At 69.1% G+C, this 24,395-nt stretch carries 18 protein-coding genes; 5 read left to right on the forward strand and 13 right to left on the reverse strand.

Annotated features, from left to right (window positions below; genetic code table 11):
• Positions 1–34: 34 nt before the first annotated feature.
• The 6 genes from gap to uvrC all read right to left on the reverse strand — a co-directional run bounded on the left by gap (position 35) and on the right by uvrC (position 9,284).
• A complete protein-coding gene (gap, locus tag ACWDZ6_RS19415; RefSeq protein WP_326649181.1) occupies positions 35–1,039 on the reverse strand; it encodes a type I glyceraldehyde-3-phosphate dehydrogenase in 1,005 nt (334 codons plus the stop codon).
• A 225-nt stretch (positions 1,040–1,264) separates the two neighbouring features.
• A complete protein-coding gene (locus ACWDZ6_RS19420; protein WP_451503838.1) occupies positions 1,265–4,213 on the reverse strand; it encodes a M14 family zinc carboxypeptidase in 2,949 nt (982 codons plus the stop codon).
• A gap of 154 nt (positions 4,214–4,367) precedes the next feature.
• A complete protein-coding gene (gene whiA, locus ACWDZ6_RS19425; RefSeq protein ID WP_215093490.1) occupies positions 4,368–5,357 on the reverse strand; it encodes a DNA-binding protein WhiA in 990 nt (329 codons plus the stop codon).
• The gene (locus tag ACWDZ6_RS19430) at positions 5,348–6,382 is read right to left on the reverse strand and encodes a gluconeogenesis factor YvcK family protein (protein WP_366733890.1); all 1,035 of its coding nucleotides are present in this window, start codon (positions 6,380–6,382) and stop codon (positions 5,348–5,350) included. The genes whiA and ACWDZ6_RS19430 overlap by 10 nt, the downstream gene beginning before the upstream one ends.
• Positions 6,379–7,317, reverse strand: coding sequence for an RNase adapter RapZ (rapZ, locus tag ACWDZ6_RS19435; RefSeq protein ID WP_326649187.1), 939 nt, complete (start codon positions 7,315–7,317; stop codon positions 6,379–6,381). Before rapZ ends, ACWDZ6_RS19430 begins: the two co-directional genes overlap by 4 nt.
• Positions 7,314–9,284, reverse strand: coding sequence for an excinuclease ABC subunit UvrC (gene uvrC, locus ACWDZ6_RS19440; protein WP_451503839.1), 1,971 nt, complete (start codon positions 9,282–9,284; stop codon positions 7,314–7,316). Before uvrC ends, rapZ begins: the two co-directional genes overlap by 4 nt.
• Positions 9,285–9,690: 406 nt before the next feature.
• Here uvrC and ACWDZ6_RS19445 point away from each other — a divergent pair, with 406 nt between their 5' ends.
• Positions 9,691–10,623, forward strand: a complete 933-nt coding sequence (locus ACWDZ6_RS19445; RefSeq protein ID WP_451503840.1) for a hypothetical protein — start codon at positions 9,691–9,693, stop codon at positions 10,621–10,623.
• Positions 10,624–10,643: 20 nt separating this feature from the next.
• Here ACWDZ6_RS19445 and ACWDZ6_RS19450 read toward each other — a convergent pair whose 3' ends face one another.
• A complete protein-coding gene (locus ACWDZ6_RS19450) occupies positions 10,644–11,072 on the reverse strand; it encodes a Rieske (2Fe-2S) protein (protein ID WP_366733887.1) in 429 nt (142 codons plus the stop codon).
• 146 nt (positions 11,073–11,218) lie between these two features.
• On the opposite strand from ACWDZ6_RS19450, the gene ACWDZ6_RS19455 reads away from it, so the two are divergent.
• A complete protein-coding gene (locus ACWDZ6_RS19455) occupies positions 11,219–12,115 on the forward strand; it encodes a carbohydrate kinase family protein (RefSeq protein ID WP_389184574.1) in 897 nt (298 codons plus the stop codon).
• Positions 12,116–12,222: 107 nt separating this feature from the next.
• On the opposite strand, the gene uvrA is transcribed toward ACWDZ6_RS19455, so the two are convergent.
• Positions 12,223–15,234, reverse strand: coding sequence for an excinuclease ABC subunit UvrA (uvrA, locus tag ACWDZ6_RS19460; protein WP_451503841.1), 3,012 nt, complete (start codon positions 15,232–15,234; stop codon positions 12,223–12,225).
• A 220-nt stretch (positions 15,235–15,454) separates the two neighbouring features.
• Between uvrA and ACWDZ6_RS19465 the strand changes: the two genes are divergently transcribed.
• Together ACWDZ6_RS19465 and ACWDZ6_RS19470 are read left to right on the forward strand one after the other, a co-directional pair.
• Positions 15,455–16,138, forward strand: a complete 684-nt coding sequence (locus ACWDZ6_RS19465) for a maleylpyruvate isomerase family mycothiol-dependent enzyme (RefSeq protein WP_451503842.1) — start codon at positions 15,455–15,457, stop codon at positions 16,136–16,138.
• 9 nt (positions 16,139–16,147) lie between these two features.
• Positions 16,148–16,804 (forward strand): MBL fold metallo-hydrolase, encoded by a 657-nt coding sequence (locus ACWDZ6_RS19470; RefSeq protein ID WP_451503843.1) that lies wholly within the window; start codon positions 16,148–16,150, stop codon positions 16,802–16,804.
• Between the two features lie 8 nt (positions 16,805–16,812).
• Here ACWDZ6_RS19470 and ACWDZ6_RS19475 read toward each other — a convergent pair whose 3' ends face one another.
• Entirely contained in the window at positions 16,813–17,040 is a 228-nt protein-coding gene (locus ACWDZ6_RS19475; protein WP_451503844.1) for a hypothetical protein, read from the reverse strand.
• A 20-nt stretch (positions 17,041–17,060) separates the two neighbouring features.
• On the opposite strand from ACWDZ6_RS19475, the gene ACWDZ6_RS19480 reads away from it, so the two are divergent.
• Complete coding sequence (locus ACWDZ6_RS19480) at positions 17,061–18,107, forward strand: S66 family peptidase (protein WP_451503845.1); 1,047 nt, start codon at positions 17,061–17,063, stop codon at positions 18,105–18,107.
• A gap of 75 nt (positions 18,108–18,182) precedes the next feature.
• Here the strand turns inward: ACWDZ6_RS19480 and ACWDZ6_RS19485 are convergent, their stop codons facing one another.
• From ACWDZ6_RS19485 to uvrB, 4 genes are all read right to left on the reverse strand, one after another.
• Entirely contained in the window at positions 18,183–19,172 is a 990-nt protein-coding gene (locus ACWDZ6_RS19485; RefSeq protein WP_451503846.1) for a TerC/Alx family metal homeostasis membrane protein, read from the reverse strand.
• Between the two features lie 224 nt (positions 19,173–19,396).
• Positions 19,397–21,388, reverse strand: a complete 1,992-nt coding sequence (locus tag ACWDZ6_RS19490) for a TerD family protein (RefSeq protein ID WP_451503847.1) — start codon at positions 21,386–21,388, stop codon at positions 19,397–19,399.
• Positions 21,389–21,491: 103 nt separating this feature from the next.
• Positions 21,492–22,070: a TerD family protein gene (locus tag ACWDZ6_RS19495; protein ID WP_326649200.1), complete on the reverse strand. Its 579-nt coding sequence runs from the start codon at positions 22,068–22,070 to the stop codon at positions 21,492–21,494.
• A gap of 131 nt (positions 22,071–22,201) precedes the next feature.
• Positions 22,202–24,337 carry an excinuclease ABC subunit UvrB gene (gene uvrB / locus ACWDZ6_RS19500; protein WP_451503848.1) on the reverse strand — a complete coding sequence of 712 codons (2,136 nt, stop codon included), beginning with the start codon at positions 24,335–24,337 and terminating at the stop codon, positions 22,202–22,204.
• Between the last annotated feature and the right edge of the window lie 58 nt (positions 24,338–24,395).

The raw sequence follows: 24,395 nt of genomic DNA on the forward strand, positions 1-24,395 counted from the left end.
CCTGTCGCTCACATCTTGCTGCTCGCGTTGCTTATTAGAGCTGACCGCCGACGAAGACCGTGAGGTCGACCAGACGGTTGGAGTAGCCCCACTCATTGTCGTACCAGCCGATGACCTTGACGCTCTTGCCCTGGACCATGGTCAGGGAGGAGTCGAAGGTGCAGGAGGCCGGCCAGTTGACGATGTCCGAGGAGACGATCGCGTCCTCGGTGTAGTCCAGGATGCCCTTGAGCTGGCCCTCGGCGGCCTTCTGGAACGCGCTGTTGACCTCGTCCTTGGTGACCTCACGCTCGAGCTCGATGACCAGGTCGGTCACGGAGCCGGTGGGGACCGGGACGCGCATCGCGATGCCGTCGAGCTTGCCCGCCAGCTCCGGGATCACCAGCGCGGTGGCCTTGGCGGCACCGGTGGTGGTCGGAATGATGTTCTCGGCGGCTGCGCGGGCGCGGCGCAGGTCCGAGTGCGGGAAGTCCAGGATGCGCTGGTCGTTCGTGTACGCGTGGACCGTGGTCATCATGCCCTTGACGATGCCGAAGTTCTCGAGGAGAACCTTGGCCATCGGCGCCACACAGTTGGTGGTGCAGGAGGCATTGGAGATGACGTGGTGGTTGGCAGCGTCGTACTTGTCCTGATTGACGCCCATCACGATGGTGATGTCCTCGTCCTTGGCCGGAGCCGAGATGAGGACCTTCTTGGCGCCGCCGGCGATGTGCTTCGCGGCGTCGGCCTTCTTGGTGAAGATACCGGTGGACTCGATCACGATGTCGACGCCCAGCTCGCCCCACGGAATGTCGGCGGGGTTGCGCTCGGACAGCACCTTGATGGTGCGGCCGTCGACGGTGATGGTGTCCTCGGTGTGCGACACGTCGGCCTTGAGACGGCCCAGGATGGTGTCGTACTTCAGCAGGTGGGCGGTGGTCGCGGTGTCACCAAGGTCGTTGACAGCCACGATCTCGATGTCAGCACCCTGCTCCAGCAGCGCGCGGAAGTAGTTACGACCGATGCGGCCAAAGCCGTTGATGCCTACGCGGATCGTCACGAACCGATCTCCTCGTTGGTACGCCGGTTTTCGACGCCGGCGAGTTGTATGGGATGTCCCCGACCGCCTCCGACCCTACCTCTCTGACGACCCCGGAGTGACATCGAGAGGTCCGCGCGCGGCCCGGCGAACTCCTACCCACCAGTAGGGGCAGGAGCCGCCGGGACCTCCGCCGGGACCGGGGCGATCAGTTGTGTCCGGCCCCGGCTCCCGGCCGCGCAGGCGTCAGCGTCGGAGGGCTCTCAGCGCCTTTCCGATGAGCTGCTTGCGGTCGGCCGCGCCGGGCACATGCTCCAGGCCGAAGCCCAGCAGCACGGTGTCCCGTGTGGTGACGGCCGCCTGCGACTGGAAGAGCGCCTGGGAACGTGCCCAGTCGCCCGCGTTCCCGGGGCTGCCGGCCGGCGGTCCGGGCACGCTCCACGGGCCGAGGGCGGTCTCGAAGCCCTCGGAACCCTGCGGGGCACCTGAGACAACGAGCCTGGTGTCATCGACGAAGACGCCGATTCCGCCGGTGCCCGGGTCCGATACGTACGAGATGGAGAGCTCGACCTGCTTGCCCGCGTAGGCGCTGAGGTCGACGGAGACCGGCTGCCAGCCGTTGGAGGAGCCGGTGAAGCGGTTCCAGGCGCCGCTGGTGCCCGTCGCCGTGCAGCCGCTGTTGGCGACGGTCAGATAGCGGGCGAGGAAGGGGTGCCCCGCCACGTAGTAGCCCTCCTCGCACTGGACGGGCACCTGGTTGGTGGTGCCGCCGTTGGCGTCCGGCAGGGTTGTCCAGTCGTCCTGGCCGACTGTGTGCGCCTCCACGATGACGTTGTCGAAGCCGCGCTCGGTGTCGTAGCTGAGCTGGAACTGCAGATTCGGCTTGGCTCCCGCCGCCGTGCCGGACAGGTCCACGGTCCGTGCCAGCCTCATGTAGGCGTTGTCCTGATGCTTCGCCGCCGCGAACCAGGAGCCTTCGGCCGGCTCGAACGGGGTGCGGATGCCCGGGTAGCCGCCCGCGGACGCGCTCCTGAACTTCGGGAACAGCTCGGGCTTCAGGGTGTCCGAGGTGACGGTGTACGCCCCGGCCAGGTCGAGCGCGTTGCCCGGCGCGTCGGCGAGAGAGGCCTTCGCACCCGCGAGCTTCCCGGCGCCCGCGAAGGACGGCGGGGACTTGAGCCCGATCCGGTTGTAGGCGCCGAGGTAGTACTGGGAGAAGTCGTTGGACTCGGCGCCGCCGAGGTCGATACTCCCGCCGGCCTGCTCACCGGCGTTGATCAGCTTGCCGCCCTCGTTGAGGAAGTCCCGTACGGCCCCGGTGGTCGCCGCGGAGGGCTGATTGCTGCCGGTGTACCAGACGACCGTCTTGAAGTGGCCGAGCACACCGAGGGCGTTCGGGGCGCCCTGTGTGGCGACGTCCCAGACCGCGGCCCCGTGGCGGTTGTCGGCGAGGGCCTTGGTGTACGCGGCGGTGTGCTGCGCCGCGGCGGTACCGCCCTCCTCCGCGATCACCAGCGTGTCGCCGCGCGGCCGTTCGGCGATCGTGTACGTGAAGTGCTCGCTGGCGGTGGGTTTTCCGGCCCTGGTCTCGCCGGTGAACCAGACCTCGACCTTGTCCCCGACGTCGCCGTCCCGAACCTTGGCCCGGTACTCGTCGAAGCGGATGTTGTCGTCGCCGCCGTAGGTCTCGCCGCCCTTCCAGGTCCTGAGTGCCTGGTCGTGCGTACGGCCGCCGTTGACGCGGTACCTGAGCTCCTTGTCGCGTACCGACTTGCGGGCGACGACGGACACTTCCTGGTCACCGCCGCGCGCATAGGAGGTGGTGAAGGTGTCGGGCGTGAAGTCCGCTGCCGTCAGCCCGACCGAGGAGGACGGCTGGTCGGGGTGGGCGGCTGTCTCGGCGACGGAGAGCGCGAACGGGATGTTCTTGGCGAACTCCTGCTGGATCAGCTTCTCGTCGTCCGGGAAGGTGAAGACCGAGGCGCAGTCGGCCGGGTTCCAGGGGTCGTTGGGGTCGATGCGCGAGGCGGTTCCGCAGGTCGACATCTCCGGGGTGTACATCATCATCCCGTTGACGTTGGCAGCGTGTCCGTCGGCCTCGCCGTTGGTGGTGTAGAGCTCGGACGAGACCTGCGGGTGGTAGCCGGGAACCGCGGACTTCTCAGGCGTACCGGCGAGGGACGTGTAGAGGACGTCGTCCGGCGTCGGGGTCGCGACCTGCCAGCCGACTCCGTACAGCAGCAGCTGGGCCGCGGAGTGGTAGTTGATGCCGTACTCGAAACCGATGCGCCTCTCGAAGGCGTCGAGGGCCTTGGTCTCGGGCTCGGATGCCGGACCGGTGCCGCGGAAGGTCTCGTCGGCCGGGTCGGGGGACGAACCCTCGTTGTCGTAGCCCCACTTGTAGGCGAAGTTGCGGTTGAGGTCCACCCCGTCGCCGGGGGCGATCTTGCCGTCGCCGTTGTTGTCGCGGAGGTTCTTGCGCCACTGACGCTCGTCGGTGCCGGTGAAGGTGTAGTCGTAGCCGTCGGGGTTGGCGGAGAGGACGAACCACAGCTCGGTGGAGTCCACGATCTTGGTGATCCGCGGGTCCTTGCCGTAGTTGGCGAGGTAGTAGTGCATCAGCCGCCGGGTCATCTCGGGGGTGATCCACTCGCGGGCGTGCTGATTGGAGAGGTACAGCGTGGAGGGCTTGGAGCCGTCCCGGTACTTCTTGGCACCCTTGCTGATCTTGAGAGCGAGGATGTCCTGGCCCTTGAGGGTCTTGCCGATGCTGACGACCTTGGTCAGGTCCGGGTTGGCCTGCCCGGTGGCGAGGATCTCGCGCTGCAGGCCGTTGTCGCCGCTGTACGGGCGGAAGACGCCGTCGCCCGCGGCCGCCACACGCTTCTCGGACTTGGCCGGGATCGTGTGCTCGGTGATGTCGACGCCCTGCCCGCGCAGTTCGCCGGCCTGCTTCCTGGTGAGGAACAGTTCGACGGTGGCGGTGCCCTTGTCGGGCACCTGCTCGGTCAGTTCATGACCGTCGGTGCCTGCCGCGAGGATCAGCGGCACCTGGGCCCGACTGACTTTCGCATGCCATACGGAGAGTCCGTCGCCGCCCTCGCCCCCCTGTTGGGCGTGGGCGATCGGTGCCGCCGCCAATCCGGCTGCCAGCAGTGAAGCCGCTGCGAGGATCGATCTCGCTCTGCGTCTCATTAGCCCCCCTTGCTGTTGTGTGCCACGAAAGTGGCCGGACGCCAGGCTCATATCACCTCATGATCATGTCAAGAGTGCCGTGTGCGGACATAACACCGCTGCCGACGCCGCGAGGGCGCCGACAGCTTGGGTGAAATATGGGGGGCGGACACGTTCAGCCGACGAGGCCGTCCGCCATCTCCTCGGTGAGATTGGATTCGGTACCCGGAATGCCGAGGTCCTGGGCCCGCTTGTCGGCCATCGCCAGCAGCCGGCGGATCCGGCCCGCGACCGCGTCCTTGGTCAGCGGCGGGTCGGCGAGCGCCCCCAACTCCTCGAGCGAGGCCTGCTTGTGCTCCATCCGCAGCCGGCCGGCAGCGGCGAGATGCTCGGGCACCTCCTCGCCGAGGATCTCCAGCGCGCGCTGCACCCGGGCACCGGCGGCGACCGCGGCGCGCGCCGAGCGGCGCAGGTTGGCGTCGTCGAAGTTGGCGAGGCGGTTGGCGGTGGCGCGCACCTCGCGCCGCATCCGCCGCTCCTCCCAGGCGAGTACGGACTCGTGCGCCCCGAGACGGGTCAGCAGTGCGCCGATCGCGTCCCCGTCACGTACGACGACGCGGTCCACGCCGCGTACCTCACGCGCCTTGGCGGCGATGGAGAGCCGGCGGGCCGCGCCGACCAGGGCGAGGGCAGCCTCCGGGCCGGGGCAGGTGACCTCGAGCGACGAGGAGCGGCCCGGCTCGGTGAGCGAACCGTGCGCCAGGAACGCGCCGCGCCAGGCGGCCTCCGCGTCACAGGTGGCGCCGGAGACGACCTGCGGCGGCAGCCCTCGGATCGGGCGGCCGCGGCCGTCCACCAGACCGGTCTGACGCGCCAGCTGGTCACCGCCTGCCACCACCCGTACGACGTAACGGGAGCCGCGGCGCAGTCCACCCGGCGCCATCACCATCAGCTCGGAGCTGTGGCCGAAGATCTCCAGGATGTCCCGCTTCAGCCGTCGTGCCGCGATCCCTGTGTCCAGCTCCGCCTCGATCACGATGCGCCCGCTGACCAGGTGCAGCCCGCCCGCGAACCGGAGAATCGCCGAGACCTCTGCCTTTCTGCAGCAGGTCCGGGTGACGGGAAGCCGGGAGATTTCGTCCTTCACCGCTGCCGTCATCGCCATGGGCCGATCCTTCCATGCATCCGAAAAATACGGTCGTACGCGGCGGCCAACAGCTCCGGGTCGTGCTTCGGAACGCCGTCGGGCGAGGCGACCGGCGCCAGCTCGACCGCGGCGCCGAACCGCTTGGCGGCTTCGGCGAGGGACTCGCGGTCGGGCACGGCGGCCTCGTCGGCCAGCACCACGTCCAGGGCGAGTTTAGGCGCGTGTCGTCCCAAAACCTCCAAATGACGCTGCGGTGAGAAGCCATCTGTTTCACCGGGCTGGGGCGCGAGGTTGAGCGCGAGGACTCGGCGGGCTTTCGTCTCGATCAGCGCGTCCAGCAGCTCGGGCACCAGAAGATGCGGTATCACGGAGGAGAACCAGGAGCCGGGGCCGAGAACCACCCAGTCGGCGTCCAGGACGGCGGCAACGGCCTCGGGGACAGCGGGCGGGTCGTGCGGGACGAGGTGCACCGACTGCACCTCACCGGGTGTGAGGGCGACGGTCGCCTGGCCGCGCACCGTGTCCACATCGTCGGGGCGCGCCGGGTCGTGGCCCCGTACCAGCGCCTGCAGCTCCAGTGGCACAGCCGACATCGGCAGCACCCGGCCGTGCGCACCCAGCAGCTTGCCGACCAGGTCAAGGGCGAGGACATGGTCGCCGAGCTGCTCCCACAGGGCCACTATCAGCAGATTGCCGACCGCGTGTTCGTGCAGTTCGCCCTGGGACTGGAAGCGGTGCTGGATCACCCGGGCCCAGGTCTGGCCCCAGTCGTCGTCGCCGCACAGCGCCGCCAGGGCTTTGCGCAGGTCACCGGGCGGCAGCACGCCGAGCTCGTCACGGAGCCGGCCGCTCGAGCCGCCGTCGTCGGCGACGGTGACGACCGCGGTGAGGTCGCCGGTGATACGGCGCAGCGCGGTGAGCGACGCGGACAGGCCCATGCCGCCGCCGAGCGCGACGACCTTGGGCTGCGCGCCGCGTTTCCGGCCCGACGGTGCGTGTGTGGACCTGCGCAGCCGCCGCAGACGGAGATTGCGTCCGGTCACTCGCGCCCCATGTCCCGGTGGACGACGACGGTCTCGATCCCGGCTGAGGAGAGCCGGGCGGCCAGCTTCTCGGACGTCGCGACGGAGCGGTGCTTGCCGCCGGTGCAGCCGACGGCGATGGTGACGTACCGCTTGCCCTCGCGCCGGTAGCCCGCGGCGATCAGCTGGAGCAGCTCGGTGTAGTGGTCCAGGAACTCCTTGGCGCCGGGCTGGTTGAAGACGTAGTTCGAGACCTCTTCGTTGAGGCCGGTGAAGGGACGCAGCTCCGGGACCCAGTGCGGGTTCGGCAGGAAGCGCATGTCGACGACGAGATCCGCGTCGACCGGCAGTCCGTACTTGAATCCGAACGACATCACCGTGGCACGCAGCTCCGGCTCCTCGTCGCCCGCGAACTGGGCGTCCATCTTGGCGCGCAGCTCATGGACGTTCAGGCTGGAGGTGTCGATCACCAGATCGGCATCGCCGCGCAGCTCACGCAGGAGATCACGTTCGGCGGCGATGCCGTCGACGATCCTGCCGTCGCCCTGGAGGGGATGCGGCCTGCGGACCGACTCGAAACGGCGGACCAGGGCGTCTTCGGACGACTCGAGGAAGACAATGCGCCGGGTGACCTGCTTGGAGTCGAGGTCGGCGAGGGATTGCCGGAGATTGTCGAAGAACCGCCGGCCGCGTACGTCGACGACGACGGCGATGCGGGCGACATTGCCCTGCGAGCGGGCACCGAGCTCCACCATGGTGGGGATCAACGCGGGCGGCAGATTGTCGACGACGAACCAGCCGAGATCCTCGAGACACTTCGCCGCCGTGCTGCGCCCGGCGCCCGACATTCCGGAGATGATCACCAGCTCGGGGATGGCCGCGTCAGCGGCTCCGCCGGGCTCGGTCGTGGTGCCCGTACTCACGTCTGCTGCTCCGTCTCCATCGTGCTCAGTCATGTCGTGCTGCCCCCGTCACTCTCTTCAATGATCTCTCCTGTTGCCGTATTCACGGCAGGCGCGGCAGGAGCCGCCTCGGCGAGGGCCACAGCGACGGCTTCCGCCGTCTTCCGGCCCATGCCGGGTACCCCGCAGATCTGCTCGATTGTCGCCTGCTTCAGCCGCTTCACCGAGCCGAAATGCTTGATCAGAGCCTGCTTGCGGGTGTCGCCGAGACCGGGTACCGCGTCCAGCGGGCTTGTCCTGATGCGCTTGGTCCGCTTGCTCCGCTGGTAGCGGATGGCGAAATCGTGAGCCGTGTCACGGACGCGCTGAAGGAGATAGAGACCCTCGCTCGAACGTGGCAGGACCACGGGGTCGTCGTCGTGCGGCAGCCAGACCTCTTCGAGGCGCTTGGCGAGGCCGCAGACGGCGACATCGTCGATGCCGAGCTCGTCGAGAGCGCGCTTGGCGGCGGCCACCTGCGGCTGCCCGCCGTCGACGACGACGAGCTGGGGCGGGTAAGCGAAGCGCTTGGGTTTTCCGTCGTCATCGGGGGTGTCGTCACCGATCCACTCCCCCGTCCTGTCCTTCTCGGCCAGATAGCGCTTGAAGCGGCGGGTGACCACCTCGTGCATGGACCGGACGTCGTCCTGCCCCTCGAAGCCCTTGATCTGGAAGCGGCGGTACTCGCTCTTGCGAGCCAGGCCGTCCTCGAAGACCACCATGGACGCCACGACGTCCTCGCCCTGCAGATGCGAGATGTCGAAGCACTCGATCCGCAGCGGCGCCGAGTCGAGGCCGAGTGCCCCGGCGATCTCCTCAAGCGCGCGCGAGCGGGTGGTGAGATCGCTGGCGCGCTTGGTCTTGTGCAGGCCGAGCGCCTGTACGGCGTTGCGCTGGACCGTCGTCATGAGGTCCTTCTTGTCGCCGCGCTGCGGAATGCGGAGCGAGACGTGCGAGCCGCGGCGGTCGCTCAGCCACTGGGTGACGGCGTCGGTGTCCTCGGGGAGGGCGGGCACGAGGACCTCCTTGGGGACGGCCTCGCCGCGCTCCTCGCCGTACAACTGCTGCAGGGCGTGTTCGACCAGGCCGGCGGTGTCGACGGCCTCGACCTTGTCGGTGACCCAGCCACGCTGGCCGCGGACGCGTCCGCCGCGGACGTGGAAGATCTGTACGGCGGCTTCGAGCTCGTCCTCGGCGACGGCGATCAGATCGGCGTCGGTGGCGTCGGCCAGCACGACGGCGTTCTTCTCCAGGGCCCGCTTGAGGGCCCCTATGTCGTCGCGCAGGCGGGCGGCCTTCTCGTACTCCATCTCGTCGGCGGCCGCCATCATCTGCTTCTCCAGGCGGCGGATGTACGTGCCGGTGCGGCCGGCCATGAAGTCACAGAACTCCTCGGCCAGTTCGCGGTGTTCCTCGGGGGTGACCCGGCCCACGCAGGGCGCCGAGCACTTGCCGATATAGCCGAGCAGGCAGGGCCGGCCCTTCTGGGCGTGGTTCTTGAAGACCCCGGATGAGCAGGTGCGTACGGGAAAGACGCGGAGCATCAGGTCGACGGTCTCGCGGATCGCCCAGGCATGTCCGTACGGACCGAAGTAGCGCACACCCTTCTTCTTGGCGCCGCGCATGACCTGGACCCGTGGGAAGTCCTCGTTGAGGGTGACCGCGAGATACGGATAGCTCTTGTCGTCCCGGTACTTGACGTTGAACCGGGGGTCGAACTCCTTGATCCAGGAGTACTCCAGCTGCAGCGCCTCGACCTCGGTGGAGACGACGGTCCACTCGACGGAGGCGGCCGTGGTGACCATGGTGCGGGTGCGCGGGTGCAGATTCGCCAGGTCCTGGAAGTAATTGGCCAGGCGCTGGCGCAGGCTTTTGGCCTTCCCGACGTAGATCACCCGACGGTGCTCGTCGCGGAATTTGTAGACCCCCGGGGAGTCGGGGATCTGTCCCGGCTTGGGGCGGTAGCTGGAGGGGTCTGCCATGTTGACCACCCTACTGGCGGGGTGTGACGGCGCGGTCATGTCCGGGCGCCCGGCACCGTGGGGGTAGCGCCGGGCGCCCGGGGCTCTCAGGACCGGCGGCGCGGCCGGAGGGCCGTGGCACCGCGCAGGAGGGCAACGAGGGCGCCCGTTCCGGCGGCGGCGGAGGCAAAGAGCGCGTCCGGACGCTGCGGATGAGCATCAGTCCTTGTCGAGGCCAGGTCAACACGCTTCAATGCGGAGTGACACGGCGCTGTGAATGCTGTGGCCGGGATGTGAAAACCTCCGTCCCGCTCCACCTGGACGCCTGTCACCGCCCACCCTCAGCGGTCAGCCACTCCCGTGAACATTCACGCGATCCCTGAATCCCCTGTGATCCCTGAGATCCCTGAAATCCCCTGGAGAAACCATGGGGCACACCGAGGCCGATCTGGCACAGGTGCTGCACACCGGCCCGTTCCATCTGGCTCTGCGCGCCGCCCTCGCGGTCCGTGGACTGCCGCTCCAGCGGGTCCAGCACCATCTCGCCCACCGCGGGATCAAGGTCGGCGTGACCAGCCTCAGTTACTGGCAGCAGGGGGCGCGCCGCCCCCAGCGCCCCGAGTCGCTGCGGGCCGTACGCGCCTTGGAGGAGGTGCTCGAGCTGCCCGGGAATTCACTGGTCAGGCTGCTCGGTGCCGGCGAGGGCGGCGCGCGCGGCGATGTCGAGCGCCCGGCCGCGCGCTCGTACCGCTCACTGGTGGAGGCCTCCGGCGCGGTCGAGCAGCTGCTGGCGGACCTGGAGCAGCCGACGGACGGCGGGCTGCACACGGTGGGGCACCACGAGCGGGTACGGATCGGCGCGGGGCGCGAACTGGTCGGACGCGACTCGCAGCACGTCGTACGCGCCCACCGCGACGGCATCGACCGCTATCTGGCCATCCATCACGGCGACCCGGGCTGCGACCCGGCCCGGGTGGAGGTGAGCGCGCTGGAGAACTGCCGCACCGGGCGGGTGCGGTGGCACCGGGAGACCGGGGTGCTCGTCGCGGAGCTGCTGTTCGACGCCCGGCTGCGCGCCGGTGAGACGTACTTCTTCGGTTACGGCTTCGAGGACGGGACCGGCGGGCCGAGCCGTGAGTATGTGCGGGGCTTCAGCTTCGCGGGCGGGCAGTACGTATTGCAGGTGCGCTTCGACGAGGGGGCGCTGCCGGTGCGGTGCCGCAGATTCGCGCAGGCCACGACGGGTGCGCCGCGAGGCGCCCGGACGGATCTGACGCTGAGCGGACGGCACCGTACGGTCCACACCGTCGAGCAGGGCGTACGGCCCGGGATCCTCGGGATCGACTGGGACTGGGACTGAGACGGCGGCCTGTCGACGGCTTACGCGTCGGGCGCCGCGACGAGTCTGCCGTCCGTCACCCTGACCGGGACCTCGGGGAGCGGCACGGTCGCCGGGCCGTGGACCGCCTTGCCGGTCGTGACGTCGAAGCGGCTGCCGTGGCAGGGGCAGTTGCCCTCGGTGCCCTCGAGCTTGTCGAGGACACAGCCCGCGTGCGTGCACTGTGCGCTGAAGGCCTTGTACTGGCCCTTGGCCGGGCAGCTGACGACCAGGCGCTGCTCACGGTAGAGCTTGGCGCCGCCGACCGGGACGGCGTCGGCCGCGCCGAGGTCGACGGGCGCGGTCGGCGTGGGGTTCTCGGCGTGACCGAGCTTCGACTCGGTGGAGCAGGCGGCGACCCCCAGCCCGGCGGCCCCGGCGAGGGCGGCGCCTTTCAGCACGGTGCGGCGGGCGGTGGGCTGGCCGGACATGAAGTCTCCACTGATCAGGGCATCGGTCGGACGGCGGCGTCGCGGACGGGGTGTCGGTTGACAGACCCGACGATACCGGCGGAGATCGGTGGCCCTTCGTGTGGGCCACCTGTCACGTCCTGGGGCCATGGGTTACGTTCTGGGCCGTGATTGTCGTCGCCGGAGAGTCCTTGATCGACCTGGTCCCGCAGGGGGGCGGCGAGGCGTTGCCGGTGCTGCTGCCGCGGCTCGGCGGCGGTCCGTACAACATGGCCGTCGCCCTGGGACGGCTCGGCGCACCGGTCACCTTCTGCTCGCGTGTCTCGACGGACGGGTTCGGCGAGGCGCTGCTGGCCGGGCTGCATGCGGCGGGGGTCGGGACGTCGCTGGTACAGCGTGGCCCCGAGCCGACGACCCTCGCGGTCGCGGCCATCGGCACGGACGGCTCCGCCGGGTACGGCTTCTATGTGCAGGGCACTGCGGACCGGCTCTTCGAGCTGCCGGGGCCGTTGCCGGATTCGGTACGGGCCCTGGCGCTCGGGACCTGCTCGCTGGTGCTGGAGCCGGGCGCGACCGCGTACGAGGCGCTGCTGCGGCGGGAGGCGGGGCGCGGCGTCTTCACCCTGCTCGACCCGAACATCAGGGCCGGCCTGATCCCGGACGCGGACGCCTATCGGGCACGGTTCGCCGGCTGGCTGCCGTATGTGTCGCTGCTGAAGCTCTCCGAGGATGATGCGGAGTGGCTCGGCGGTGTACCCGAGGGGCCTGCGGTGGTGGTACTGACGCGGGGCGCGGCAGGGCTGACGGTACGGACGCGGGGCGGGCTGGAGGTCTCGGTTCCGGCCACGCCGGTGCCGGTCGCCGACACGATCGGCGCGGGCGACACGGTGAACGCGGCACTGCTGCACAGCCTCGCGGGCCGCAACGCCCTGTCTGCGGATGCCTCGGCAGCGCTGGACGCGGACGGCTGGCGTGAGGTGCTGTGGTTCGCGTCCCGGGCGGCGGCGATCACGTGCTCCCGCACGGGTGCGGAGCCGCCGTACGCCTCGGAGCTGGAAGGCTGACGGCTGCGGGAGGAGCCGGGGCCGTCCGGCAGCCGGTTCGTCATCGAGCGCCGGACGGGCCGGGAAATCCTGCCCGTCCGGCGCTCGGGGACGCGACGGTGACCGCGTCAGGCCTTGCGGGCCCGGCTGGTGCGCGCCGTGGCCGTCTTCTTCGCCGGGGCCGCCTTCGCGGCGACCGTCTTCTTCACCGCTGTGGCCTTCTTCACCGGCGTCTTCTTCACCGGCGCCTTCTTCGTGGCGCTGCGCGGCGCGGGCACCACCGCGTCGCTGATCCGCTCGGCGTCCAGGATGTCCCGCAGGAACTTGCCGGTGTGGCTGGTCGGGACTCCCGCGACCTGTTCCGGACTGCCTTCGGCGATGACCAGGCCGCCGCCATTGCCACCTTCCGGGCCCATGTCGATAACCCAGTCGGCGGTCTTGATGACATCCATGTTGTGCTCGATGACGATGACCGTGTTGCCCTTGTCGACCAGCCCGGACAGCACGTGGAGCAGCTTGCTGATGTCCTCGAAGTGCAGACCGGTCGTCGGCTCGTCCAGGACGTAGACCGTACTGCCGGTGGAACGCTTCTGGAGCTCCGAGGCCAGCTTCACCCGCTGTGCCTCACCGCCGGAGAGCGTCGGCGCGGACTGGCCGAGACGGACATAGCCGAGGCCCACCTCGTTGAGCGTCCGCAGATGGCGGGAGATCGTCGGGACGGCCTCGAAGAAGTGCAGCGCCTCCTCGATCGGCATGTCCAGCACCTCGGCGATGGACTTGCCCTTGTAATGGACCTCCAGGGTTTCCCGGTTGTAGCGCGCTCCGTGGCAGACCTCGCACGGGACATACACATCCGGCAGGAAGTTCATCTCGATCTTGATGGTGCCGTCGCCGGAGCAGTTCTCACAACGGCCGCCCTTGACGTTGAAGGAGAACCGGCCGGGGAGGTAGCCCCGGACCTTGGCCTCCATCGTCTCCGCGAAGAGCCTGCGGACATGGTCGAAGACGCCGGTGTACGTCGCCGGGTTGGACCTCGGCGTACGGCCGATGGGCGACTGGTCGACGTGCACCACCTTGTCGACGAGGTCGTCGCCGTCGACGCGGGTGTGGCGTCCCGGTACCGACTTGGCGCCGTTCAGCTCGCGGGCCAGGTGGGTGTAGAGGATGTCGTTGACCAGCGTCGACTTGCCGGATCCTGAGACGCCGGTGACGGCCGTCAGGACCCCGAGGGGGAAGGAGACGTCGATGTCGCGCAGATTGTTCTCACGGGCACCGTGGACGGTGAGCCGGCGTCCCGGGTCCGTGGGCCGGCGGATGTCCGGCGTCGGGATGGCCCGCTTCCCGGACAGATACTGACCGGTGATCGACGCCTTGTTGCCCAGCAGGTCCTTCAGGGAGCCGGAGTGCACAACCTTGCCGCCGTGCTCACCGGCGCCCGGGCCGATGTCGACGACCCAGTCGGCCACCTTGATGGTGTCCTCGTCGTGCTCGACGACGATGAGCGTATTGCCCATGTCCCGCAGCCGGACGAGGGTCTCGATGAGCCGGTGGTTGTCGCGCTGGTGCAGCCCGATGGACGGCTCGTCCAGGACATAGAGCACGCCGACCAGGCCGGAGCCGATCTGGGTGGCGAGCCGGATGCGCTGTGCCTCGCCGCCGGAGAGGGTGCCGGCCGCGCGGTTGAGCGAGAGATAGTCGAGGCCGACGTCGACCAGGAACTTCAGCCGTTCGTTGACCTCCTTCAGCACCCGCTCGGCGATCTTCTTGTCGCGGGCGTTCAGCTTCAGCGCGCCGAGGAATTCCGCGCACTCGCTGATCGACATCGCGGCGATGTCGGCGATGGACTTCTCCATCACGGTGACCGCGAGGACGATCGGCTTCAGCCGGGTGCCATGACAGGTCGGGCAGGGCACCTCGCGCATATAGCCCTCGAAGCGCTCCCTGCTGGAGTCGCTCTCGGCCTCGCTGTGCCGCCGCTTGACGAACTGCACCGCCCCTTCGAAGGCAGGGGTGGTCCAGGCGCGCTCCCGTCCGTATCTGTTCCGGTAGCGGACCTCGAGCTGGGTCTTGTGTCCGTACAGCAGGGCCTTCCTGGCGCGCTGCGGCAGTCCGGACCAGGGCATGTCGGTGGAGAAGCCAAGGGCCTGGGCGAGGCCGCCGATCAGTCGCCCGAAGTACTCCTTGGTGTGGCCGTGCGACCAGGGGTGGATCGCGCCTTCGTCGAGGGACTTCTCCTCGTCCGGGACGATCAGCTCGGGGTCGACCTCCATACGGGTGCCGATGCCACTGCAGTCGGGGCAGGCGCCGAAGGGCGAGTTGAAGGAGAAGGAGCGGGGCTCCAGCTCCTCGAAGGAGAGGTCGTCGTGCGGGCAGTAGAGGTGCTCGGAGTACATCCGCTCACGCTCGGGGTCGTCCTCGGCGAGGTCGACGAAGTCGAGCACGACCATGCCGCCGGAGAGGCCGAGCGCGGTCTCGACCGAGTCGGTCAGCCGCCGCTTGGCGCTGTCCTTGACAGTGAGGCGGTCGATGACCACCTCGATGGTGTGCTTCTCCTGCTTCTTCAATGTGGGCGGCTCGGATAGCTGAATGGTCTGCCCGTCGACCCGCGCCCGGCTGTACCCCTTGGTCTGCAGATCGGCGAAGAGGTCGACGAACTCTCCCTTGCGCTCCCGCACCAGCGGCGCGAGCACCTGGAAGCGGCTGCCCTCGGGCAGCTCGAGGACCTTGTCGACGATGGCCTGCGGCGACTGGCGCGCGATGGGCCGGCCGCACTCCGGGCAGTGCGGCTTGCCGATACGGGCGAAGAGCAGCCTGAGGTAGTCGTAGACCTCGGTGATGGTGCCGACCGTCGAGCGCGGGTTGCGCGAGGTCGACTTCTGGTCGATGGAGACGGCCGGGGAGAGGCCCTCGATGAAGTCGACGTCCGGCTTGTCCATCTGTCCGAGGAACTGCCGGGCGTACGAGGAGAGCGACTCGACGTACCGGCGCTGCCCCTCGGCGAAGATCGTGTCGAACGCGAGGGAAGACTTGCCCGACCCCGAGAGCCCGGTGAAAACGATGAGGGAGTCACGAGGGAGGTCGAGCGAGACGTTTTTGAGATTGTGCTCGCGAGCGCCACGAACGATGAGACGGTCGGCCACGCCGGGTCCGCACCTTTCTTGAAGAGGTCGTAGAAGAATCGGGGGCACAGCCCCCGCCCCGGACTGTCCAGGCTAGAGGGACCACGAGATCAATGACTGCCGGACAAACGAACGCCCGACTGTCAAGGATGCCTCCACCGAGCCTATAGCACGTGCATTCGATTTTCGGCGGTGCCAAGACACCTTCACTCGATCGTGTGGCGGGGCTATCGTCTTCCCCATGATCGATCCCGTGCGCGACCTGGTCTCTGTACACGAAGCGACCGAACGACTCCTCGGCGCAGCCGCCGAACTGGACGACGCGGCGTGCGCCGAGCCGTCCCGGCTTCCGGGCTGGAGTCGCGGTCACGTCCTGGCCCACCTCTCGCGTAACGCCGACGCACTCGTGAATATTCTCGAGGGCCGCCCCATGTATGTGAGCGCCGAAGCGCGCGAGGCCGACATCGAGCGGGACGCGCTCCGCCCCCTCGGCGTCCAGCTGGCCGATGTGCGGAACACCACCGCCCGCTTCCAGGCCGCGGGCGCCGTCCCCGCCGACTGGAGCCGCACCGTCGAGCTCCGCAACGGCGTGACGGACACCGCGGCCCGCATCCCCTTCCGCCGTCTCATCGAGGTCGAGCTGCACCACGTGGATCTGGGCATCGGCTACGAGCTGGAGGACCTGCCCGAGGAGTTCACCGGGCGGGAGATCGCCTTCCTCGCCCAGCGTTTCTCCGGCCGCGCGGACGTCCCGCCGACCCGGATCGTCGCGGACAGCGGCGAGTGGCGGACCGGCGGTGAGGACGGCGCCCCGGTCACGGTCTCCGGCGCCGCCCCCGCGCTGCTCGGCTGGCTCGCGGGCCGCCGCGACGGAGCGGACCTGGACACCGCGGGAGCCCTGCTTCCCCCGCTGCCCCCGCTATAGGCTTGGTCCATGACGTACAGCGGAGTGGTGAAGGTCGGCGGCCGGGCCGATGTGCACGAGTTGACCGACCTGATGATCTCCAAGGTCGCGGTCGGCCCGATGGACAACAACTCCTATCTGCTGCGCTGCCGGACCACCGGCGAACAGCTGTTGATCGACGCGGCCAACGAGCCGGAGACCCTGCTCCATCTGATCGGTGACGACTCCATCGCGTCCGTCGTCACCACCCACCGCCACGGCGATCACTGGCAGGCACTGGCCGAGGTCGTCGCGGCAACCGGCGCCCGCACCTTCGCCGGCCGTTACGACGCCGAGGGCATTCCCGTCCCGACCGACGTACCGGTCGAGGACGGGGACACAATCCGCGTCGGCCGCGTGGAGCTGACCGCCCGCCATCTGGTGGGCCACACCCCCGGCTCCATCGCCCTGGTCTACGACGACCCGCACGGCCCGCCGCACGTCTTCACCGGCGACTGCCTCTTCCCCGGCGGAGTCGGCAACACCTGGAAGGATCCCGAGGCCTTCGCGAGCCTGATCAACGACGTCGAGACGAAGCTCTTCGACCAGCTTCCGGACGAGACCTGGGTCTACCCGGGCCACGGCAAGGACACGACACTCGGCGACGAGCGGCCCCACCTGCCGGAGTGGCGCGAGCGCGGCTGGTAGTCGGCGGATCACGGCAGCGGCGGGCTGTCTTCGGCCATCTCCACCCAGCGGAAGGGCGCCCCGGTGACCGCGCGGCGGTCCGTCACTCGCAACCCCGCCATGTCGGCGGCGCACGCGAGGGCGTGGGCGCCCCACAGCCTCGCGTGGGCTTGCCCCAACTCCCAGAGCCGGTACAGCCAGTGGGGGGCCGCCGGCAGGGCGCCCGGGCCCGGAATTCGCGCGACTCCACGGGGCACCCCCAGTAGTCTCCGCCCCCATGGAATCACCTGCGTACCCGCCCAAACCCCTCCCCGGTGACCGGATTGGCGTGATCTCGCCGTCCAGCGGCCTGCCCGGGCTGCTGCCGATGCCGTACGAACTCGGGCTCCGGCGGCTGGAGAAGGACTTCGGGCTCGTACCGGTTGAGTATCCGGCGACCCGGAAGATGGGGTCCACACCACAGGAACGGGCCGACGACATTCATGCCGCCTTCGCGGACACCTCGATCAGGGCGGTGATGGCGTCCATCGGCGGGGATGACCAGATCACCGTGCTGCCGCTGCTGGACCGGGAGTTGATCCGGGCCAATCCGAAGCCCTTCTTCGGCTACAGCGACAACATCAATCTGCTGGCCCGGCTGTGGAACACCGGGATCGTCGGCTACCACGGTGCGAGCGTGATGTGCGAGCTGGGACGGCCGGGAGCGATGGCCCCGCAGACGGAGGAGTCGCTGCGCGCCGCGCTGTTCACCACGGGTCCCTACGAGCTGCGGCCTGCCGAGCGGTTCCGTGACGTGGACCGCGACTGGGCCGACCCGGCAACGTTCGCGGCGGAGCCGGAAACGCGGCCGGGCGGCGGCTGGAGCTGGTACGGGCCCCAGCGGGTGGTGGAGGGCCGGAGCTGGGGCGGGAATCTGGAAATTCTCTCCTGGCTGCTGATGGCGAATCGTGAGATCCGCTCCGACCTCTCCGCGTACGACGGCTGTGTGTTGTTCCTGGAGACGTCCGAAGAGCTGCCGCCTGCCACGGAGGTGTTCCGGATACTGCGGAACATGGGCGAGCGCGGACTGCTGCGGCGTTTCCCCGCGCTCCTGATGGGACGCCCCAAGACCTGGTCGCTCGAGCAGCCCAACGACCCGTCCTCGGCAGCGCGTTACGCCGACGAGCAGCGCGAGGCGGTCCAGCGCGCGCTCGCGGCGTACGCCCCGAGGACCATGACGGTCTTCGACGTCGACCTTGGGCACACCGACCCTCAGCTGGTCATCCCCTACGGCGGATCGGTCCGCGTCGACGGTCCGGCCCGCCGGATCACCGTGACGTACTGAGCGCTTTCACGTACAGCGCCGTACCGCGCAGTGGCGGCTGCCCCGGTCAGCCGCCACTTCACCACCGTGCGCCCGTCAGACTTCGACGTCGGCCTTCTGGGCCTCCTCGGCCGCTTCCCGCTCGGCCTTCTTCCTGGAGGCGATCAGGCTGGTGATGGTGGTGATGACCAGCACACCGCAGATGACCGCGAGCGAGAACGGAATCGAGATCTCCGGGACATGCACGCCGCTCTCATGCAGCGCGTGCAGGACCAGCTTGACTCCGATGAAACCGAGGATGACCGACAGGCCGTAGCTGAGATGGACCAGCTTCTTGAGCAGTCCGCCGATGAGGAAGTACAGCTGCCGCAGCCCCATGAGGGCGAAGGCGTTGGCGGTGAAGACGATGTACGGGTCCTGGGTCAGGCCGAAGATCGCGGGGATGGAGTCCAGTGCGAAGAGCACGTCGGTGGTGCCGATGGCGAGCATGACGATCATCAGCGGGGTCAGGACGCGCTTGCCGTTCACCCGGATGAAGAGCTTGGTGCCGTGGTACCTGTCGGCGACGCCGAAGCGCTTCTCGACGGACTTGAGGAGCCGGTTCTCCTCGAACTCGTCCTCCTCGTCGTCGGAGCGCGCCTCCTGGATGAGCTTCCAGGCGGTGTAGATCAGGAACGCGCCGAAGATGAAGAAGACCCAGGAGAAGCTGGCGATGATCGCGGCGCCCGCGGCGATGAATACCGCGCGCAGGACGAGAGCGATCAGCACGCCTACCAGCAGCACCCGCTGCTGGAGGTGGGACGGCACCGAGAACTTCGCCATGATCAGGACGAAGACGAAGAGATTGTCGACGCTGAGCGACTTCTCGGTGATGAAGCCCGCGAAGAACTCGCCCGACGCCTGGCTGTTGCCGAATATCAGCAGACCGAGCCCGAAGAGTGCGGCGAGGACGATCCAGACGACGGTCCAGATTCCGGCTTCCTTGACGGACACGTCATGAGGCTTGCGCCCGATGAAGAAGTCGATGGCGATCAGAGCACTCAGACCAAGAATGGTGAGCGCCCAAAGGGTCCATGAAACGTCCACTGCGCCTCCGGCGTCGTACGGCTACTGATCAGCGTCGTCGCTGCCGGAGGTCTCCTCCACCCGGGCGGCCGCTGCCGCAGAACGGGCCGACGCCCCGGGACCGATACCGGTCCGTACTGACGGGAACGCCGCGAGTCGGGAGTACTCCCCTCCGCGCAAAGAAGAGTACAGGAAAGACCAAAGGGAGGTAAAGGTTTCGGTAAAGCGGATGCCAAGTGTGCAGGTCAGCGGCGCCAGGAGCGACGGGCTTCGGTCACCTGATCCAGTACCTGCCGCAGCACCCCGCTGCCCGGTGGCACCGGCAACGGCTCGTACGTCCAGGCATGCCCGACCCAGGGGTCGGACAGATGGTCGTCGGGGACCGGAGTGATGCGCAGCAGCGAGCGCCAGAGGGGGTCGAGCACCGGGCCGTACGCGCTCGCGTCCTCGCGGTCCGCGACCATCAGCAGATGGACGCCGACCGCCGGACCCTCGTCGGCGAGATAGCGCAGCTGGGTGACCGCGCGGTCGTCGAAGCCGTGCGGGAAGTCATTGACGATCAGCAGCTGTTCCGCGGTGTCCAGATCGGGCGGGAGCGAGTCTGCCGCGCCGCCGCGCACCGCCATCGTCACCAGGTCCACGCGCTGGGTGAGCTTGGCGAGTACGGCACTCACGCCCTGGGCGCCGGCCGCCGGCGGCCCGGCGAGGGCCCCGGAGTCGACCAGCGGAGCGAGTGAGGCAGCCGCCGTGCCCGCCGGGTCGATGACATGGACCGTGAACTCGCCCGGCGGATAGACCGCGAGCAGTCGGGCGGCGTGCGCCACCGCGGAGTCCAGGGCGAGCTTGCGCAGCTGCGCCTCGTCCAGCTCCATCGCGGCCTCCGAGCCCGAGCGGCCGCTGTCCACCCACAACCCGCGCTCCAGTGGCAGCCGCACCAGGAGCGGGATGCGCAGATCCGGGCTCTCGGGCAGATGGAGATCGCCGAGGCGCAGCGCCATCGGGATCTCCATGGGGACGCGGTACGCGTGCCAGGCGGGGTTGTCCCAGCGGGCGAAGGCGGGCGGCAGGGCCGGCTCGACGACGTCGGACTCGGCGGCGAGCTGGGCCAGGTCCCGGTCGAGGACCTGGCGGGCCTGGTCGGTCAGCTGCTCGTACTTGGCGCGCGCCGCCTCGCGGGCGGCGTCCCCGGCGCCGCCGATACGGCTGCGCGGGTCGGACAGGGCCGTGTCGAGCTCCTTGTCCATCCGGGACTCGGCGAAGTCGACGGCGCTGCGGTACGCGGCCGCACTGCGGGCCAGATCCTCGAACATGCCCCAGATCTGGTTGTAGAGCCGTTCCTCCATGGACCAGCCGGTGGCGTCGCCCGCGACGGGCTGAGCCGGCCGGCCCGGCTGGGCGGGCGGTGCGGCCGGGGGCGGCGGCGGGGGTGCGGCGGACTGGCGGCGCGGGTGCGCGTAGTCGATGGGCCCGCCGGGACCCGGCGCGGGGTCGGGCGTGGGCGTCTGCTGCGGACCCACGGGTCCGCCCGGTGCGCCGAGCTGGCGACCGGGACCGGAGGGACCGTCGGGAAGTGTGGCGTCCGGCCCGGCCGTGGGGCTCGGGTCCGGTCGCGGCATGGTCGGCGTGGACGGCGTGGTGAACACACCGTCCGCGCCACGCGTACGCAGCTGCGCCGGTTCGGCCCGGGGTGCGCGCGGCGCCGCCGTCTGCTGGATAGCTGCGGCCGTCTCGCGGGCCTTCGGCAGCCCCTGGTCGGCCAGCAGCTCCGCGAGCCCGCCCGCGTATCCCTGGCCGACGGCGCGCACCTTCCAGGCGCCCTGGCGGCGGTACAGCTCGACCGCGACGAGCGCGGTCTCGGCGTCGAGGCCGGTGATGGTGAAGCTGGCCAGCTCGGTGCCGTCCCGGCCGACGACTGCCACGAAGGGTGCCGCGGTGGCGCCGAAGTGAGCCGGGCCGCCACCGGTTTCGGGGAGCGCGAGCAGCACGTTCACCTGGTGCACCGCCACGGGCACTGCCTCCAGGTCGATGGTGAACCGGGGTGCTTCGGTGGCCTGCGGGGACACCTCGACCCCGGGCAGCGCGGGTGCTCCGGGGTGCGCGATCCACTCGTCCCGTACCGTCCCCCGCTCGTCGGCGCAGGTGGTGCAGGCCACGACCGGATGGCCGGCGGACACCCGTATCTCCAGGCAGGTGTCGGGCAAGGGGTGGTTCTGCCCCCGGACCAGCTCGGCCGTCATCGCCTCTGTCCCCTCGGTGCTGTGCGGTGTTCGGTGGTGGTAATGGGTGCAGCTCCCGGCGGCCTGGTGCCTCCGGGAGCTGCGTCTTGCGTACGAGCCGTCCCTACAGGTGCGGCAGGATCGCAGGCATCAGGTCCTGGAAGGTACGGCCGTTGGCAGGGGTGCCGAGAGCCGTCATCTGCCAGCCACCGCCCACCCGGTGCACCTTCGCCATGATCTGCGCGGTGTACTGGCCGCCGCCGGCCAGCGTGTAGCGGGCGAGCTCCTGGCCGTTGGTCTCGTCGACGATGCGACAGAAGGCGTTCTGCACCTCCTGGAACGTCTGGCCGGTGAAGGAGTTCACCGTGAAGACGATCTGGTCGATGTGGACCGGCACCCGCTGCAGGTCGACGAGGATCGCCTCGTCGTCGCCGCCGGAGCCCGCTCCACCGACCAGGTTGTCGCCGGTGTGCTTGACCGAGCCGTCGTCGCTGACGAGGTGGCGGAAGAAGACCACGTCCACCGGCTGCTTGTCGGCGAACAGCACCGCCGAGGCGTCCAGGTCGATCTCCCGGGTGCGCGAGCCGAACAGACCGCGGCGCGGAGCTGCCTGCCAGCCGAGCCCCATCCGCACCGCAGTGAGGGTGCCCCCGTCGCTCTTCTGCAGGCTGATGGCCTGACCCTTGGTCATGTTGACCGTCACGCGCTGTCCCCTTCTCCCGAATTGCAGCCGCCCCCATGTGCGGTTGCCCTGCACCCTACGCAGTGGCGCCGGACGCACAGCACAGTTGGCTCGATTTTGTGTCGGTCTTGAAACACACACGTGTGCGGGACTCAGGCGAGTCCCGCCTCCTTCATCTGCCGCAGTTCCTTCTTCAACTCGCCCACCTCGTCGCGCAACCGCGCAGCGACCTCGAACTGCAGGTCCGCCGCCGCGGCCCGCATGCGGTCGGTCATCTCCTCGATGATCCCGGCGAGTTCGGCCGCGGGACGGTCGGTGAGCACCTCGCCCTTCTTGCCGGCCCTGCCCGCCTTGCCTGCCTTGCCGCCGAGCGCCGGGACCGGGGCCTTTGCTCCCTTGCCCTTGTCGGCCTTCCCCTGCCGGTAGCCGGAGCCGAGCAGTTCCTCGGTGTCGACCTCCTCGCGCGCGATGGTCGCGACGATGTCGTTGATCTTCTTCCGGAGCGGCTGCGGGTCGATACCGCGCTCGGTGTTGTACGCGATCTGCTTCTCCCGGCGGCGGTTGGTCTCCTCGATGGCCTTCTCCATCGCCGCGGTGATCTTGTCCGCGTACATATGGACCTGTCCGGAGACATTGCGCGCCGCGCGGCCGATGGTCTGGATCAGCGAGGTGCCGGAGCGCAGGAAGCCCTCCTTGTCGGCGTCGAGGATCGCCACCAGCGACACCTCGGGCAGGTCGAGACCCTCACGGAGGAGGTTGATGCCGACCAGAACGTCGTACTCACCGGCTCGCAGTTCGCGCAGCAGCTCGACCCGGCGCAGGGTGTCGACATCGCTGTGCAGATAGCGGACCTGGATGCCCAGTTCGAGGAAGTAGTCGGTGAGGTCCTCCGCCATCTTCTTGGTGAGCGTGGTGACCAGGACACGCTCGTCCTTCTCGGTGCGCTCGCGGATCTCGTGCACCAGGTCGTCGATCTGGCCCTCGGTGGGCTTGACGACGACCTGCGGGTCGACGAGCCCGGTGGGACGGATGATCTGCTCCACGAAGCCGTCGCCGCGCGAGAGCTCGTACTTGCCGGGAGTGGCGGAGAGGTAGACGGTCTGACCGACCCGCTGCTGGAACTCCTCCCACTTCAGTGGCCGGTTGTCGAGCGCGGACGGCAGCCGGAAGCCGTGGTCGACGAGGGTCCGCTTGCGGGAGGCGTCACCCTCGTACATCGCGCCGATCTGCGGCACGGTCACATGCGACTCGTCGATGACGAGCAGGAAGTCCTCGGGGAAGTAGTCGAGGAGGGTGTTGGGCGCGGTGCCGGGCTCGCGGTCGTCGAAGTGCATGGAGTAGTTCTCGACGCCGGAGCAGGAGCCGATCTGACGCAGCATCTCGATGTCGTACGTGGTGCGCATGCGCAGCCGCTGGGACTCCAGCAGCTTGCCCTGCTTGTCCAGCTCGGCCAGCCGCTCCTCGAGCTCCTTCTCGATGCCGTTGACCGCCTTCTCCATGCGCTCGGGTCCCGCCACATAGTGGCTGGCCGGGAAGACGTACAGCGACTGGTCCTCGCTGATGATCTCGCCGGTGAGCGGGTGGAGGGTGGAGAGGGCCTCGATCTCGTCACCGAACATCTCGATGCGGACGGCGAGCTCCTCGTAGACCGGGAAGATCTCGATGGTGTCGCCGCGGACCCGGAAGGTGCCGCGTGCGAACGCCACGTCGTTGCGTGTGTACTGAATACCGACGAACCGGCGCAGCAGCTCGTCGCGGTCGATCTCCTCGCCGACCTTGAGCGGCACCATCCGGTCGACATACTCCTGGGGGGTGCCGAGGCCGTAGATACAGGAGACGGAGGCGACCACGACCACATCGCGCCGGGTGAGCAGGGAGTTCGTCGCGGAGTGGCGCAGCCGCTCGACCTCCTCGTTGATCGAGGAGTCCTTCTCGATGTAGGTGTCCGACTGCGGGACGTACGCCTCGGGCTGGTAGTAGTCGTAGTACGAGACGAAGTACTCGACGGCGTTGTTCGGCAGGAGCTCGCGGAACTCGTTCGCCAGCTGGGCGGCCAGGGTCTTGTTCGGCGCCATCACCAGCGTCGGGCGCTGAAGCTTCTCGATCATCCAGGCGGTCGTCGCCGACTTTCCGGTGCCGGTCGCACCGAGCAGGACGACATCCTTCTCACCTGCGCGGATACGCCGCTCCAGGTCGGTGATGGCCGTCGGCTGGTCGCCGCTGGGCTGGTAGGAGCTGATGACCTCGAAAGGCGCCACCGTACGTTCGATCTTGGAAACGGGCCGCATGGATCCACCGTACGACTCACCACTGACAACCGGCGGAGGATCCGCGGTGGCTCACGTC

The organism is Streptomyces sp. NPDC002926, from assembly GCF_053591755.1.